This window comes from Tranquillimonas alkanivorans, assembly GCF_900115595.1.
Classification (GTDB): Bacteria; Pseudomonadota; Alphaproteobacteria; order Rhodobacterales; family Rhodobacteraceae; genus Tranquillimonas; species Tranquillimonas alkanivorans.
Map to the genome: position 1 here is coordinate 1 of NZ_FOXA01000013.1, position 14,779 is coordinate 14,779.

Sequence of the window (14,779 nt, forward strand, 5' to 3'; positions counted from 1 at the left end):
GCCGCCATGGGCGCGCTGAAGATGGGCGACGGGCTCGAGGACGGCGTGGACGTCGGCCCGCTGGTCAACGCCGCCACCCGCGACAAGGTGCAGGCCTTCGTCGAGGATGCCGTCGCCAAGGGCGCCAAGCTGCGCCTGGGCGGCCAGGCGCCCGAGGGCAAGGGCTTCTTCTATCCCCCCACGGTGCTGACCGACGTGCCCGAGACGGCCGACTGCGTGCACGACGAGATCTTCGGCCCCGTCGCCGCGCTCCAGACCTTCACCGACCAGGATGACGTGATCCGGCGGGCCAACGACACCGAGTACGGGCTGGTCGCCTATGTCTTCTCGGGCGACTTCAGGCGCGGGATACAGGTGTCGGAGCGGCTCGACTACGGCATGGTCGGGCTCAACCGCGGGCTGGTCTCGGACCCCGCCGCACCCTTCGGCGGCTCCAAGCAGTCGGGCATCGGCCGAGAGGGCGGGCACGAGGGCATGTTCGAGTTCATGGAAACCCAGTACATCTCGGCTGAGTGGTGAGGAGCACGACGATGACGGCACCGGACTGGTACGACCTTTCGGGACAGACGGCGCTGGTGACCGGCGTGCGCCGCGGCATCGGCCGCGCCGCCGCCGTAGCGCTGGCCGAAGCGGGGGCCGATATCGTCGGTGTCAGCGCATCGCTGCCCGAGGATGGCGGGGAAGTGGCGGCTCTGGTCAGGTCGCTCGGCCGCAGCTTCGCCGCCTATCCCTGCGACCTGAGCGACCGACAGGCGCTTCGCGCCCTGACCCGGCGGCTGGAGGACGAAGGGCGGCGCATCGACATCCTTGTCAACAACGCCGGGCTCATCCGACGCGCCCCCGCCGCCGAGCATTCCGACGAGGACTGGGACGCGGTGCTCGACGTGAACCTGACGGCGGCCTTCCTGCTGACCCGCGAAATCGGACGCGGAATGGTGGCGAGAGGCCACGGGAAGGTGATCTTCGTGGCCTCGGTCCTGAGCTTCCAAGGCGGGCTTTTCGTGCCCGGCTACGCGGCCAGCAAGGGCGGCATCGCGCAGTTGACCAAGTCCTTCGCGAACGAGTGGGCGTCGAGTGGCGTGAACGTCAACGCGATCGCACCGGGCTACATCGCTACGGACAACACGCAGGCCCTGCGCGACGATGCCGAACGGACGGACAAGCTGATGGCGCGCGTTCCCGTGGGCCGCTGGGGCAATCCCGAGGAGATCGGCCGTCCCATCGCGTTCCTCGCCAGCGAGGCTGCGGCGTTCATGCACGGCAGCATCATGACTGTGGACGGCGGCTGGCTGTCGAACTGAGCCGCCTGTCACCCGCACGCCACAGTTTTTGGAAACATAACCTTCCGTATTGCCGGATTGGACCGTTCCGGTGTCATATGAACCATCGGCCGTCGGGCCGGCCATGAGCGACTCGGGCACAGTCCCTGCGTCAGACCGTTCCAGACGTGCCAGACATCTTCCGCCGGGCAAGGGTATTTTGCCCGGCATCGGTTCCTCCCTGACTGGACAGGCCGTGCTTAGGCACGGCCTTTTTTTTCGCCCGGCAGGAGGAGTCTCAGCGTCGCCCCTCGCGCAGCCACGCCCCCACGGTCAGCGCCGCCGCGATCAGCAGGAACAGCCAGGCCGGCACCAGCGGCGTCACCGTGACGTCCGCCGTCAGGTAGGCCTGGCGCGGCGTGATCCCGATCCAGCCGCGCCCCGCGGCCGGACGCCCCTCGCGTACCTGCCGGATGTCCGGCACGCCATCCTCAACCGTGGCCACCCCGCCCTCGGTCGTCTCGGCCACCGGGCGCAGCGCCTCGCCCGAGGCGACGGTCTGCTCGAACTCCTTCGGCGCGGCGGGGCCCAGCGCGATCACCGCCTCCTGATCGCCCTCCGCCAGCCGGTAGAGCCCGATCTCCGGCCCTTGGTACTCGGCTTGGAAGCGGCCCGGCGCGACCTCCTCCAGCGGCACCATGGTCACCGTTCCGTCCGGCCCCGTCACCTCGACGTCTCCGACTTCGTCGGACAGCGTGCGGCGCAGGATGGTCATCGTCTGCCCCTCGGCCGAGGCGACCAGCGCCTCCTCGTCCAGCTCGGGCTCTTTCATCATCCAGTGCGCCAGCCGGCGCAGGAGCTCAAGCTGCGGGCCGCCGCCTTCGAACCCCCGGGTCCAGAGCCAGGCGTGGTCCGACCCCAGAAGCGCCACGCGTCCCTCGCCCACCCGGTCGAGCAGAAGAAGCGGCCCGTCGTTGACGCCCTGCATCACCGTGTTGCCGGCCAGCTCGTCCAACTCGACCTGCCGGAACCAGCGGCCCCAGCCGGGATCGCCCTCCTCCTCGCCCGGCGGGGCCATCTCGGGCAGACCGGCGGTGACGGGGTGCTTCTCGCCCAGGTCGGTCAGTTGCGGCAGGAAGCCTTCCTCGATCACCCGGCTCGTCGGCGCGCCGGGCAGGATCTCGCCCAGCGGCGAGCGGAAGAGAGACGAGGCCGAGGCGAAGTCGGGCCCCGCCGCGACCAGCACCGCGCCCCCGTCCTCGACGTACTGCCGCACGTTGTCGAGATAGATCGACGGCAGGATCCCGCGCCGCTTGTAGCGGTCGAAAATGATCAGGTCGAACTCGTCGATCTTGTCGAGAAACAGCTCCCGCGTCGGGAAGGCGATCAGCGAGAGCTCGGTCACCGGCACTCCGTCCTGCTTCTCGGGCGGGCGCAGAATGGTGAAGTGGACCAGGTCCACCGACGAATCCGACTTCAGCAGGTTGCGCCACGTCCGCTCGCCCGCATGCGGCTCGCCCGACACCAGCAGGACGCGCAACCGGTCGCGCACCCCGTTGATCTGCACCACGGCGGCGTTGTTGCGGTCAGTCAGTTCGCCCTCGGCCTCGGGCGTGACGAACTGGATCACGTTGGCCCCGCCGTGGGTCAGCGTCAGCGGCAGCTCCAGGGTCTCGCCCACCGGCACCTGGAATTCCTGCGGCTCGCCTCCGTCGACCGCGATGCGCAGCGGCGCGGTGCCGCCCTCGCCCGCCGGGACCGCACCCTGGTCCTCGAGCCTCAGCGACAGCGTCACCTCCTCGTCGATAATGGCGAAGGCGGGCGCGTTCTCGACCACGAGCCTGCGATCCCAGTCGTCCTCGCGCCCGGTCAGAAGCACGTGGAGAGGCGCCGGCAGGTTCGGCGCGCGCTCGACGTCGTGCAGCCGTCCGTCGGTCAGAAGCATCGCGCCCGCCAATCGCGCGCGCGGCTCCTCGGCCATCGCCTCGGACAGGGCCGTCATCAGCAGCGTGCCCTGGTCGTCCTCGGCATCGCCGAAGCGCACGACGCGCAGCTCGGTGTTCTCCAGTCCCGCGATCTCGCTCTCGATCGCCGCGACCGCATCGGCCACCTGCGCCTCGCGGTCCGCGATGCGCTGGCTGGCGCTCTCGTCCACCACGAGGATCACGATGTCCGTCAGCGGCTCGCGGTCCTCCTGCTGGAGCGACGGGTTCGCCACAGCCGCCAGCAGCGCCGCCGCCGCGAGCCCCCGAAGCCACCAGCCGGACAACCCGCGCCAGACAGCGAACGCCACAAACAGCACCGCCAGTCCCGCCGCGGCCCAAAGCACCGGCATCGGGAGAAGAGGGTCGAAGATCACGCTGCCCAAAATGTCTCTCCCGGAACGCCGTTCGGGCGCCCCCCATGATCATCTTCGGTCCGGAAATATCCTCCGGGGGTCTGGGGGTGGAAAACCCCCAGTTCGTCGTGCGCCAGGATGCGAAACGCCACCATCACTGCCCCAGCCTGTCCAGCAGCGCCGGCACGTGCACCTGGTCTGATTTGTAGTTCCCCGTGAAGACATGCATCATCAGGTTCACCCCGAAGCGATACGCGATCTCGCGCTGGCGCTCACCGGCATAGCCGCGCCCGACGGGAAACATCCGGTTGCCGCTGTCGTCCACCGCCCAGGCCGAGGCCCAGTCGTTGCCGCCGATCACCACGGGCGTGACGTTGTCGTTAAGGTTGCGGAACGGCATGCCCTCGGCCCGTGCGGCGTCGGGCGGCGCGGCCTCGACCCAGACGTCACGGCTGGCGTGGCGGCCGGGGAAGTCCTGCAAAAGGTAGAACGTGCGCGTGAGCACGTGGTCCTCGGGAATCGGCTCGAGCGGCGGGATGTCGAGCGGGCGGGCGAGCTGCTGAAGCTTGCGTCCTTCAGGCGATGACGCGCCGAAGCCCGCAACGTCGGCGTCGCGCGTGTCGAACAGGATCATGCCTCCGGTGCGCAGGTACTCGTTGAGCCTGGCATAGGCCTCCTGGCTGGGGATCGGCTGGTCGGGCGAGATCGGCCAGTAGAGGAAGGGGAAGAAGGCCAGCTCGTCGGTCTCGAGGTCCACGCCGATGGGATCGGCGGGCTCGATCGAGGTGCGGGCGAACAGCGTCTGCGACAGGCCGCGCAGCCCCGCCTCGGCCACCCGGTCCACCTCGGCGTCGCCGGTCAGGACGTGGGCGAGCACGACTTCGGTCGTCGCCTCCAGCGCCAGCTCCTCAATCGCCGGATCGTCCTGCGCCGCGCCGGGCTGCGGAACGCCCGCCACCAGCGCCAGCGCAACGGCGGCCGCCGCGCCCGCACGGGGACCGGTCAGGCGCCCGGCCAGCCAGAGCGAGGCCAGGATGTCGGCGGCCAGCAGCACCAGCGCGGCAGTCAGGAACCAGCCCTTCAGCGCCGTCTCGCGCAGCACCTCCAGCCCCTCGACCGGAATGCGGTCGGGCCACGCGGTCGGCGAAAGCATCGTCTCGGCGGAGATTACGTTGAGCGCGATGCGCCGGTCCTGTCCGGCATAGAGGCCCGGCGGCGTCTCTGGCCCCGGCGTCGCTTCGGCCAGCGCCTCGCCCGGCACGCCGGGAAGCTGGCCCGCCTCGTCCACCTGCCCAAAGGCCGACAGCACGGCATCGGGCACCCAAACCGTGCCCGCCAGGTCCTCGGCCGAAGGTTGCATGGGGCGCGAGGAGATGGCCAGCCGCTCGAGCATCCGCACGAAAAGGCCCGACAGCGGCAGCGACGACCAGTCGGCATTCGCCGTCACGTGAAACAGCACCACCTGCCCCTCGCCCATCCGTTTGCGGGTCACCAGCGGCGTGCCGTCTTCGAGCGAGGCGATGACCCGTTCGGCAAGTTGCGGGTCGGGCTGCGCCATGACCTGCGCTGTCACGCGGACCTCCTCGGGGACCGGAAGACCGTAGAAAGGCGAGGCTTCCGAGAACGGCCGCAGCGTCTTGGGCTCGCCCCAGCTCATCGCGCCGCCCACGGTGCGGCCGCCGGCGCGCAGGCGGACGGGCATCAGCGGGTCTTCCGCGTCCCGGCTCACGTCGCTGGACGCGAGCCGCGGCCCCGCGAAGCGGACAAGCAGGCCGCCGTCCTCGACCCAGCCCTCGATCTCATCGGCCTCGGTTTCGGTGACGCGGGCGATGTCGGCCATGACGATGACGTCCGGGTTGGCCAGCAGGATGTCCTCGAGCGAGCCGTCGATCAGGTCGGCGGTCGGTTCCAGCGCCTGTTCGAGGTAGTGCGTGGGCGAGAGGAGTTGCAGTTCCTCGCGGTTCTCGAGGCCCGAGATCAGCGCCACTTCGCGCCGGCGCAGGGCATCGTCGGTCAGGGACACGGCCCCGGCGGAGCGGACGCCTTCAACCTGGAAGCGGGTGATGCGGTTGCGCAGCTCAGGCGGCAGCGACAGGGCCAGCTCGGCCTCGCTCGCGTCAGCCTCGAACGCCACGTCCGCACGCGCCAGCTCCCGCTCGACCCCGTTCGGATCGAGCCCATGGGCCGTCACCACCGCCTGCGCCGCGTCACCGGTACGGGCACGGAGGGCCGACAGTCGGATCTCACCGTCCTCGAACCGCGCCGGGCGCAGGCCGTAGACCGGGCGGGGGCTTTCGAAGACCGTGACCTCGCCCCGCTCCTCGAGCGCGGCCAAAAGGTCCGCGCGCCACGGATGCTCGAGCCCGTCCGACAGCCAGAACGTCTCGAACCCGCCTTCGAGCCCCTCGGCCCATGCCGCGATCTCGTCTTCGGACGCGGCCCACGGCTTCGGATCCACCGACGGCAGGCGCGCGGCCCAGGACTCCGCGGCCTGGAACGGCAGGTCGCCCTGCGGGCGGTCGGTCAGCGACACCAGCGCCGCCGTGCGCCCGTCGCGTGCAGCCTCGGCCAAAGCGGCCTCGGCCCGGTCAACGCGGCGCGCCCAGTCGCGGGCGTCGGCCCAGGTGCCGTCCATCAGGACCAACAGGGAGCCGCTGCCCGTGCGATCCTCCTGCGGGTTCAGCACCGGGCCGGCGAAGCCCAGGATGACGGCGGCGACGGCGAGCGTGCGGATCAGAAGAAGCCACCACGGCGTCCGGTCGCTCTGCTGTTCGTCGTCCGTCAGGCCCAGCAGCAGCGCGACGCCGGGAAATCGCCGCCGGATCGGCGCGGGCGGGATGGCGCGCAGGAGGATCCAGAGGATCGGCAGCGCGACCAGGCCCAGAAGCAGCCAGGGTGCCGTGAAGCCTATGCCAAACAGCGTGAACATCAGTGATCGTGCTCCAGCGCGCGATAGAGCCACAGGAGGGCGGCCGTCGCGCTTTCACCGGTGTGGTGGCAATAAAACTGCCAGCCCGTGGTGCGGCAGAGGGATTGAAGATGCGCCTTCCGCTCGGCCAGCCGCTGAAGATAGCGGTCGCGCAGTTCGCCCGCCTTCAGCGTCTCGTGGCGCAGGCTGCCGCCCATGGATTCGAAGATCGTGCGGCCGTCGAAAGGAAACGCCTCTTCCTGCGGGTCGAGCACCTGGAGGACGGCGCCCTTTATGCCGCGGTCGGCGGCCTTGGTCAGCGCGGCCTCGACGCCGTCGATGTCGTGCAGGAAGTCCGAAACGAACAAAGCGCGCGAGCGCGGCATCATGCCCCGCGCCTCCGGCGTGCCGTAGTCCGGCGCCTCCTCGGCGTCGCTCAGCGCGGCGGCGAGCCGCAGAAGCTGCACCTCGCCCGTACGTGGCGGCAGGCCGTAGCCCGACAGTCCCACGCGTTCGCCGCCCCGGATCAGCAGGATCGCGATGGCCATGGCGAGAAGCCGCGCGCGGTCGCCCTTGCTGGGGAGCTCCTTCGACGAGGAGAAGGACATCGACATCGCGTTGTCGACCCAGACCAGCACCGACTGCGCCGCCTGCCACTCCTTCTCGCGCACGAAGTGGGCGTCGGAGCGGCCCGACCGGCGCCAGTCGATCGACCGCGCCTCGTCCCCCGGCATGGCCGAGCGGTATTGCCAGAACTCGTCGCCCGCCCCGGCCCGGCGGCGGCCGTGCTGGCCCAACAGCACGGTCTGAGCCAGGTGCTGGGCGTCGGCCAGAAGCGGCGGCAGGGGGCCGGCGAGCCCCTCCGCCCCGGCGCGAAGGAGGGCGGGATCGCTCACGCCGCGGCCTTCGCCCGGGTGACCTGTTCGACCACGGCCGAAATCACGTCGGACAGCCGCTCGCCCCGCGCCCGCGCGGCGAAGGTCAGCGCCATGCGGTGGGTCAGGACCGGCACGGCCATCGCCGCCACATCCTCGGCGTTGGGGGCGAGACGGTTGTCGAGCAGCGCGCGCGCCCGGACGGTCATCATCAACGCCTGCGCGGCCCGCGGCCCCGGCCCCCAGCCGACATGATCGCGCACGATCTGCGGGGCGTCCGGGTCGTCGGGGCGGCAGGCGCGCACGAGGTCGAGGATCATCTCGACCACCGCCTCGCCCACCGGCATCCGGCGCAGAAGCGTCTGGGCCGCCAGAAGCTCTTCGGCGGTAAAGACGGGTGTCGCGGCCTCGTCCTCGATGCCGGTCGTGGCCATGACGATGTCACGCTCGGTCGCGCGATCGGGGTACGGCACGTCGATCTGCACGAGGAACCGGTCGAGCTGCGCCTCGGGCAGCGGGTACGTGCCCTCCTGCTCAATCGGGTTCTGAGTGGCAAGCACGTGGAACGGCTTGCCCAGTGCGTGCGGCTGGCCCGCCACGGTCACGGACTTCTCCTGCATCGCCTGGAGCAGCGCCGACTGGGTGCGGGGGCTGGCCCGGTTGATCTCGTCGGCCATCAGAAGCTGACAGAAGATCGGGCCTTCGATGAAGCGAAAGGCGCGCGAGCCGTCGGTCGCGGTCTCCAGCACCTCGGAGCCCAGGATATCGGCTGGCATCAGATCCGGCGTGAACTGGATGCGCGCCCCGTCGAGCCCCATCACGGTGGAAAGAGTGTCCACCAGCCGCGTCTTTCCCAGGCCCGGCAGGCCGATCAGCAGGCCGTGCCCGCCGCACAGGAGAGCCGAGAGCACGAGGTCCACGACCACCGGCTGGCCGATGAAGCGCTTCTGGATGGAGCCCTTCGCCTCGGCCAGCTTGCCGCCCAGTTCCTCGATCTCGGCGACAAGCGCCTCCGCCTCGGCCATGACATCTCTCCCGTCGTTCATATATCGTGGGGCAGTAGAAAGAACTATCGCCGGGGGCACAAATGGCAAAAGCGGATGACGCACAAAACATCGTGAAACCGTCCGCCGAGAGCCTCGCAGAGGGTGCGCGTGCCGCCGCGAAGGGCGGTCTGCCGCCGGTGCACAAGTGGAACCCGCCGTTTTGCGGCGACCTCGACATGCGCATCGCGCGGGACGGGACGTGGTTCTATCTCGGCACGCCCATCGGCCGGAAACCGCTGGTCAAGCTGTTCTCTTCCATCCTGAAGCTGGAGGAGGGGAAGTACTTCCTCGTCACCCCGGTCGAGAAGGTCGGCATCACGGTCGATGACGCACCCTTCGTCGCCGTGGATTTCGAAGCCGAGGGAGAGGGCGCTGACCGCCGCATCACCTTCGTCACCAACGTCGACGACACCGTGACCGCCGGGCCGGACCACCCGATCCGCGTCATCCGTGACCCCGAGAGCGGAGAGCCCGCACCTTACGTCCACGTCCGTGCGGGGCTGGAGGCGCTGATCGACCGCAAGAGCTTCTATCGCCTTGTGGAGATCGGGGAGGAGGCCGAGCACGAGGGCGAGACGTGGTTCGGCCTGCGCTCGGACGGCGAATTCTTCCCGGTCATCCCGGCGGCTGACCTGCCATAAGCCGGGCGCGACCTGGTTGAGCGCCTGCGGCGCACGCCTTTCGTGGCGCCGGGCTACGCGCGGCGCGGTGCCTCCGGCGGGGATATTTCGGGACCGAAGATGACCGCGCGCTCGCCTCAGCGGTCCTGACAGGCGCCGGGCAGCTCCATCTCGAGTGTCGAGTGACGGATGTCGAAGCGGTCGGCGAGGCGGTTCTTGATGTCGCGGGCGATGCGCGGGAACTGCGCCTGACGGTCGGCGGCGATGACAACGTGCGCCTCGACCGAGACGCGGTGCTCGTCGATCTGCCACAGGTGCAGGTGGTGGACGTCCTCGACCCCCTCGACACCCGCCATGGCCGCCTGCACCTCGTCGTTCTTCATGTCCGTGGGGCTGCCGAGCATCAGAATGCGGATGACCGGCACGATCTCGGTCCCGGCGTGCCAGAGGATGTATGTGGCGATGGCGAGCGTGGCGATCGGGTCCACCAGCCGCCAGTCGTAGAGGATGATCAGCGTGCCGGCCACGATCACCACGACCGAGGACGCGGCATCGGCGAGGTTGTGAAGGAAGGCCGCGCGGATGTTCACGCTGCTTTTCGCCATCCGCATGGTCAGCAGGACCGTCACCAGATCCACCGCCAGCGCCACGGCGGCGAGGATAACAACGATCCAGCCCTCGACCGGCTCGGGCGAGAACAGGCGGGCGACGGCCTCGTAGCCGAGGTAGAGCGCGATGAGGATGAGCGAAGTGTAGTTCACCAGCGCCGCCACGACCTCGGCCCGGCCGTAGCCGAAGGTCATCGCCGGGTCCGCCGGGCGGCGGGCGATGCGGCGGGCGGCGAAGGCGATGACCAGCGACATCGCGTCGCTGAGGTTGTGAATCGCGTCGGCGATCAGGGCCACCGAACCCGACAGGATGCCGCCCGCGATCTGCGCCACCGTCAAAAGCAGGTTCACCCCGACGGCCAGCGCGACCTTCCTGTCGCCTGCTTCGGCGTCAAGGTGATGGTGTGAATGATCGTGCGGCATTCGGCTTCCTCAGTGCGCGGCGGCCCAGTTCGCCCCCTTCCCCGCCTCTACGATCAGCGGCACCGACAGGTCCACCGCCGGAAGGGATGCGCCCTCCATCACCTCGCGCGCGCGGGCGATGAGTTCATCAACGGCACCTTCCTCGACCTCGAAAAGCAATTCGTCGTGGACCTGAAGCAGCATTTTCGCCGGCATCCCCTCGATCGCCTTCGGCATCCGGATCATGGCGCGGCGGATCACGTCGGCCGCGGTGCCCTGGATCGGCGCGTTGATCGCGGCACGGCGGGCGAAGCCCGCGCGGGGGCCGCTGGCGCTGATCTCGGGCGTGTGGATCTTGCGGCCGAACAGCGTCTGAACGAAGCCGTGCTCCTTGGCGAAGGCCACGGTGTCGTTCATGTAATCCTTGATGCCCGGAAACCGCTCGAAATACCGGTCGATGAAGCCCTGCGCCTGATCACGCGGGATGCGCAGGTTGCGGGCAAGACCGAAGCCCGAGATGCCATAGATCACGCCGAAGTTGATTGCCTTGGCCTGGCGGCGCACCTCGGGCGTCATCTCGTCGAGCGGAACGTTGAACATCTCGGACGCGGTGGCAGCGTGAATGTCGAGCCCCTCGCGGAACGCCTGCTTGAGCGCTTCGATGCCAGCGACATGGGCGAGGATGCGCAGCTCGATCTGCGAGTAGTCGAGCGAGACCAGCACGTTGCCCGGCTCGGCCACGAAGGCCTCCCGGATGCGGCGGCCTTCCTCGGAGCGGACAGGGATGTTCTGCAGGTTCGGGTCGGTGGATGCCAGCCGCCCCGTGTTCGCCCCGGCGATGGAGTAGCAGGTGTGCACGCGCCCCGTGTCCGGCAGGATGTGCTCCTGCAGGGCGTCGGTGTAGGTCGATTTCAGCTTCGACATCTGCCGCCAGTCGAGCACGCGGGCCGGCAGGTCGTGCTCGGTGGCCAAGTCCTCCAGCACGTCGGCGGGCGTCGAGTAGGCCCCTGTCTTGCCCTTCTTGCCGCCGGGCAGGCCCATCCGGTCGAAGAGCACCTCGCCCAGCTGCTTCGGAGAGCCGACGTTGAACGGCTCGCCGGCCAGCGCGTGGATCTCGGCCTCGAGCGCGGCCATCTTCTGGCTGAAGGCCGACGACATGCGCGAAAGCGTGTCGCGATCCACCTTCACGCCCGCCCGCTCCATCGCGGCGAGGACGGGGACCAGCGGCCGCTCCAGCGTTTCGTAGACGGTGGTGACCTGCGCGCGGTGCAGGTTCGGCCTGAACTGCTGCCAGAGGCGCAGCGTTACCTCGGCATCCTCGGCGGCGTACTTCACCGCCTTCTCGATGGGCGCGCGGTCGAAGGTGATCTGCGACTTGCCGGTGCCCAGGATCTCCTTGATCGGGATGCAGGTGTGGCTGAGGTAGCGCTCGGCCAGCGTGTCCATGCCGTGGCCGTGCAGGCCGCCGTGCATGGCATAGGACATCAGCATCGTGTCGTCGAACGGCGCCAGCTCGATCCCGTGACGGGCGAAGATCTTGGCGTCGTACTTCATGTTCTGGCCGATCTTGAGGACGGCGTCGTCCTCCAGCACCGGCTTCAGCAGCGCCAGCGCCTCGTCCATGTCCATCTGCCCCTCGGCGCGGTCGCCGCCGCCGAAAAGTCCGCCGTCGCCATCCGCCTTGTGCGCAAGCGGGATATAGCAGGCGCGCCCCGGATCGACGCAGAGAGAGATGCCCACGAGCTCGGCGCGCATCTCGTTGAGCGAGGTCGTCTCGGTATCGATGGCGACGTGGCCGCGGGCACGGATCAGGGCGACCCAGTCCTCGAGCGCGGCCGCGTCCTTCACCCATTCATAGCTTTCCGGGTCGATCGGCGGCGCCTCGGGCATCTCGGGTGCGTCGGGCGCACGTTTGGGCTCGGGCATCGTGGGCGCCTCGGCCCCCAGCGCCTCGGCCACGCGCTTGGTGATGGTGCGGAACTCCATCTCCGAGAGGAATCCCAGCAGCGTCTCGGCGTCCGGCTCCCTCACTTCGAGCGTGTCGAGGTCGTAGCCCAGGTCCATCCCGCAATCGAGCTTCACGAGGTCGCGGGAAAGGCGGATCTGGTCTGCGTGCTCGATCAGCGTCTGGCGCCGCTTGGGCTGCTTGATCTCCTCGGCCCGGGCCAGCAGCGTGTCGAGGTCGCCGTACTCGTTGATCAGCAGCGCCGCGGTCTTCACGCCGATGCCCGGCGCGCCGGGCACGTTGTCGATGGAGTCGCCGGCGAGCGCCTGCACGTCGACGACCCGCTCGGGCGGGACGCCGAACTTGGCGCGCACGCCATCCGAGTCGATACGGGTATTCTTCATGGCGTCGAACATCTCGACCCCACCGCCGACGAGCTGCATCAGGTCCTTGTCCGAACTGATGATCGTCACGCGCCCGCCTGCGTCGCGCGCCTTGCAGGCGAGCGTGCCGATGATGTCGTCGGCCTCGAACCCGTCTTGTTCCAGACAGGCGATGTTGAAGGCGCGCGTGGCGTCGCGGGTCAGCGGGATCTGCGGACGCAGCTCGGCCGGCATCTCGTCCCGGTTGGCCTTGTACTGGTCGTAGAGGTCGTTGCGGAACGTGTGCGATCCCTTGTCGAACACCACCGCCGCATGCGTCGGAGCATCGGGGCCGCGGTTCTCCTCGATCATCTTCCACAGCATGTTCACGAACCCGCTGACCGCGCCCACAGGCAACCCGTCCGACTTGCGGGTGAGCGGCGGCAGCGCATGGAAGGCGCGGAAGATGAAGGCCGATCCGTCGACCAGAAGCAGATGATGGCCTTTGCCGAAACTCATGTCTGTCGTAGCCTCCTGCCTCACGTAACGATCGAGCGCGGTTCTACATGAGACGATTTGCGATGACGAGCGCCTTCGCGGCCCTCTCCGCAGCGGCAGGCGCGGGCGAAGCGCCGCGCCCCTGCACGCTGGACAACGACTGGTGCGTGCCGCTGGCGGGCTGCATCGAGACGACGGGCGAGGCTTTCCGCGGCCGCAGCTACGGCCGCAACGAGGGGCCGGTCTTCGCCACCTCGGCGGCCGGTGCCCGGTGCAAGGGAACGTGGCGCCGCACCAGGCTCGGGGTCGGCATCGCCGAGTTCGCTTGCGCCGACGGACGCACGGGGCGGTCCGTCTATACCTGGTTCGAGCGGCAGAGTGGAACAGCGGTCGGCAAGGGGCTCCTCGGCGGCGTGCAGGTCGAGTTCTGGAGCGGCCACAACCTGCCCGCCTACTTCGCCGGTAAAGACCCGGACGAGGTGCAGCGGATGTCCTGCACCACCGCAGAGATGCTGGTGGGCTGAGCGCGGCTCACGCCTCGTCGACGTGACCCACGCTCTTGTCGCCATGGGCGCCGTGAGCCGGCTCGCCATACCCCTCGAGGACGTAGCGCTTGTCGCAATAGCCGCACTCGACCCAGCCCCGATCCTCGGGGATCTGCAGCCAGACGCGCGGATGGCCCAACGCGCCTTCTCCGCCGTCGCAGGCCACGCGGGTCGAGGTCACCACCTCGACTTCGGGGGCGTCGAAGGGCATGTCGGTGGGCCGGCTCGGCGGCAGGTCGGCGGGCTTCTCGGAGGGCATGAACGGGTCCTTCGGCTTGTCGCTGGCCGCGCGGGGCCTTAAGTCGGGCGGCATGATAGCGATCCGCCCCGGGCGGACAAGGGGCGAAGGAGCGGGACGTGACCGAACAGGCGATCGAGATCGAAGGGCTTCGCAAGACCTATGCGGGCGAGAAGGGCGAGCCGCCGAAAGAGGCGCTCAAGGGCATCGACCTGACGATCCCGCAAGGCTCCATCTTCGGCCTCCTGGGCCCCAACGGCGCGGGCAAGTCCACGCTGATCAACATCCTCGCCGGGCTTGTGCTCAAGACCTCGGGCCGCGTGAAAATCTGGGGCTTCGACCAGGACGTCAATCCGCGCATGTCCCGCGCCTCCATCGGCGTCATGCCGCAGGAGCTCAACATGGACCCGTTCTTCACCCCGCGCGGCGCACTCGACGTGCAGGCGGGGCTGTACGGCGTGCCGAAGTCGCAGCGCCGGACAGACGAGATTTTGCGGATGATCGGGCTCGAGGACAAGGCCGAGGCCTACGCCCGCTCGCTCTCGGGCGGGATGCGGCGGCGGCTCCTGCTGGGCAAGGCACTTGTTCACAACCCGCGCATCCTGGTGCTCGACGAGCCGACGGCGGGCGTGGACATCGAGCTGCGCCAGATGCTCTGGCAGAACGTGCGCAAGCTGAACGCGCAGGGCATGACGATCATCCTGACGACCCACTACCTCGAGGAAGCCGAACAGATGTGCGACGAGATCGCCATCATCAACCACGGCGAGGTGGTGATCCGCGACGAGACCAAGAAACTGGTTGCGCGCATGGACGCCAAGACCCTGGTGCTTCAGCCGGAAAGCCCCGCGCCCGCCGACATCCCCCTGCCGCAGGGCGTGGAACTCGACCGCCGCGCCGACGGCACGCTGGCCTTCGGCTACTCGCGCACCCGCCATTCCCCCGGCGAGATCCTGGAGGCGGTGCGCGACGCCGGCATCCGCATCCGCGACGTGAACACAGAAGAGCCGAACCTCGAGGACGTCTTCCTCGACCTTACCCGCGCCAAGCCCGCCGCCTGAGGCGCGCGGGGGCTTCCTCTTGCCGAAAATACTCCCGCCGGAGGCGCAAGTCTTCGGCGAAGACTTGCATCCGC

At 69.2% G+C, this 14,779-nt stretch carries 12 protein-coding genes; 5 read left to right on the forward strand and 7 right to left on the reverse strand.

Annotated features, from left to right (window positions below):
- Window positions 1-519 (forward strand): aldehyde dehydrogenase family protein (locus BM162_RS14900; RefSeq protein ID WP_143096163.1); only part of this gene is annotated, 519 nt, incomplete at its 5' end.
- Between the two features lie 11 nt (window positions 520-530).
- Window positions 531-1,301 carry an SDR family oxidoreductase gene (locus BM162_RS14905; RefSeq protein WP_093423617.1) on the forward strand — a complete coding sequence of 257 codons (771 nt, stop codon included), beginning with the start codon at window positions 531-533 and terminating at the stop codon, window positions 1,299-1,301.
- A gap of 256 nt (window positions 1,302-1,557) precedes the next feature.
- Here the strand turns inward: BM162_RS14905 and BM162_RS14910 are convergent, their stop codons facing one another.
- The 4 genes from BM162_RS14910 to BM162_RS14925 form a co-directional block, all read right to left on the reverse strand.
- Window positions 1,558-3,630, reverse strand: a complete 2,073-nt coding sequence (locus BM162_RS14910; protein WP_093423619.1) for a hypothetical protein — start codon at window positions 3,628-3,630, stop codon at window positions 1,558-1,560.
- Window positions 3,631-3,751: 121 nt separating this feature from the next.
- Entirely contained in the window at window positions 3,752-6,526 is a 2,775-nt protein-coding gene (locus BM162_RS14915; RefSeq protein WP_093423621.1) for a DUF4159 domain-containing protein, read from the reverse strand.
- Entirely contained in the window at window positions 6,526-7,401 is an 876-nt protein-coding gene (locus BM162_RS14920; protein ID WP_093423624.1) for a DUF58 domain-containing protein, read from the reverse strand. The genes BM162_RS14915 and BM162_RS14920 overlap by 1 nt, the downstream gene beginning before the upstream one ends.
- On the reverse strand, window positions 7,398-8,405 hold the full coding sequence (locus BM162_RS14925; RefSeq protein ID WP_093423626.1) for an AAA family ATPase: 1,008 nt from the start codon (window positions 8,403-8,405) through the stop codon (window positions 7,398-7,400). The genes BM162_RS14920 and BM162_RS14925 overlap by 4 nt, the downstream gene beginning before the upstream one ends.
- Before the next feature lie 62 nt (window positions 8,406-8,467).
- Here BM162_RS14925 and BM162_RS14930 point away from each other — a divergent pair, with 62 nt between their 5' ends.
- The gene (locus tag BM162_RS14930) at window positions 8,468-9,067 is read left to right on the forward strand and encodes a DUF1285 domain-containing protein (RefSeq protein WP_093423629.1); all 600 of its coding nucleotides are present in this window, start codon (window positions 8,468-8,470) and stop codon (window positions 9,065-9,067) included.
- A 116-nt stretch (window positions 9,068-9,183) separates the two neighbouring features.
- On the opposite strand, the gene BM162_RS14935 is transcribed toward BM162_RS14930, so the two are convergent.
- Window positions 9,184-10,077 carry a cation diffusion facilitator family transporter gene (locus BM162_RS14935; protein WP_093423632.1) on the reverse strand — a complete coding sequence of 298 codons (894 nt, stop codon included), beginning with the start codon at window positions 10,075-10,077 and terminating at the stop codon, window positions 9,184-9,186.
- Window positions 10,078-10,086: 9 nt separating this feature from the next.
- Window positions 10,087-12,882 (reverse strand): DNA polymerase I, encoded by a 2,796-nt coding sequence (gene polA, locus BM162_RS14940; RefSeq protein ID WP_093423634.1) that lies wholly within the window; start codon window positions 12,880-12,882, stop codon window positions 10,087-10,089.
- A 62-nt stretch (window positions 12,883-12,944) separates the two neighbouring features.
- Here polA and BM162_RS14945 point away from each other — a divergent pair, with 62 nt between their 5' ends.
- Window positions 12,945-13,385 (forward strand): hypothetical protein, encoded by a 441-nt coding sequence (locus tag BM162_RS14945; protein WP_093423637.1) that lies wholly within the window; start codon window positions 12,945-12,947, stop codon window positions 13,383-13,385.
- 7 nt (window positions 13,386-13,392) lie between these two features.
- Here the strand turns inward: BM162_RS14945 and BM162_RS14950 are convergent, their stop codons facing one another.
- Window positions 13,393-13,617 carry a zinc-finger domain-containing protein gene (locus BM162_RS14950; RefSeq protein ID WP_093423912.1) on the reverse strand — a complete coding sequence of 75 codons (225 nt, stop codon included), beginning with the start codon at window positions 13,615-13,617 and terminating at the stop codon, window positions 13,393-13,395.
- A 146-nt stretch (window positions 13,618-13,763) separates the two neighbouring features.
- Here BM162_RS14950 and BM162_RS14955 point away from each other — a divergent pair, with 146 nt between their 5' ends.
- Complete coding sequence (locus BM162_RS14955; RefSeq protein WP_093423639.1) at window positions 13,764-14,705, forward strand: ABC transporter ATP-binding protein; 942 nt, start codon at window positions 13,764-13,766, stop codon at window positions 14,703-14,705.
- Window positions 14,706-14,779 lie beyond the last annotated feature (74 nt).

Coding starts and splice junctions, on each gene's coding strand:
- BM162_RS14925 (WP_093423626.1), bottom strand. CDS start 8,405: ATGGCCGAGGCGGAGGCGCTTGTCGCCGAGATCGAGGAACTGGGCGGC.
- BM162_RS14945 (WP_093423637.1), top strand. CDS start 12,945: ATGACGAGCGCCTTCGCGGCCCTCTCCGCAGCGGCAGGCGCGGGCGAA.
- BM162_RS14930 (WP_093423629.1), top strand. CDS start 8,468: ATGGCAAAAGCGGATGACGCACAAAACATCGTGAAACCGTCCGCCGAG.
- BM162_RS14915 (WP_093423621.1), bottom strand. CDS start 6,526: ATGTTCACGCTGTTTGGCATAGGCTTCACGGCACCCTGGCTGCTTCTG.
- polA (WP_093423634.1), bottom strand. CDS start 12,882: ATGAGTTTCGGCAAAGGCCATCATCTGCTTCTGGTCGACGGATCGGCC.
- BM162_RS14935 (WP_093423632.1), bottom strand. CDS start 10,077: ATGCCGCACGATCATTCACACCATCACCTTGACGCCGAAGCAGGCGAC.
- BM162_RS14905 (WP_093423617.1), top strand. CDS start 531: ATGACGGCACCGGACTGGTACGACCTTTCGGGACAGACGGCGCTGGTG.
- BM162_RS14950 (WP_093423912.1), bottom strand. CDS start 13,617: ATGCCCTTCGACGCCCCCGAAGTCGAGGTGGTGACCTCGACCCGCGTG.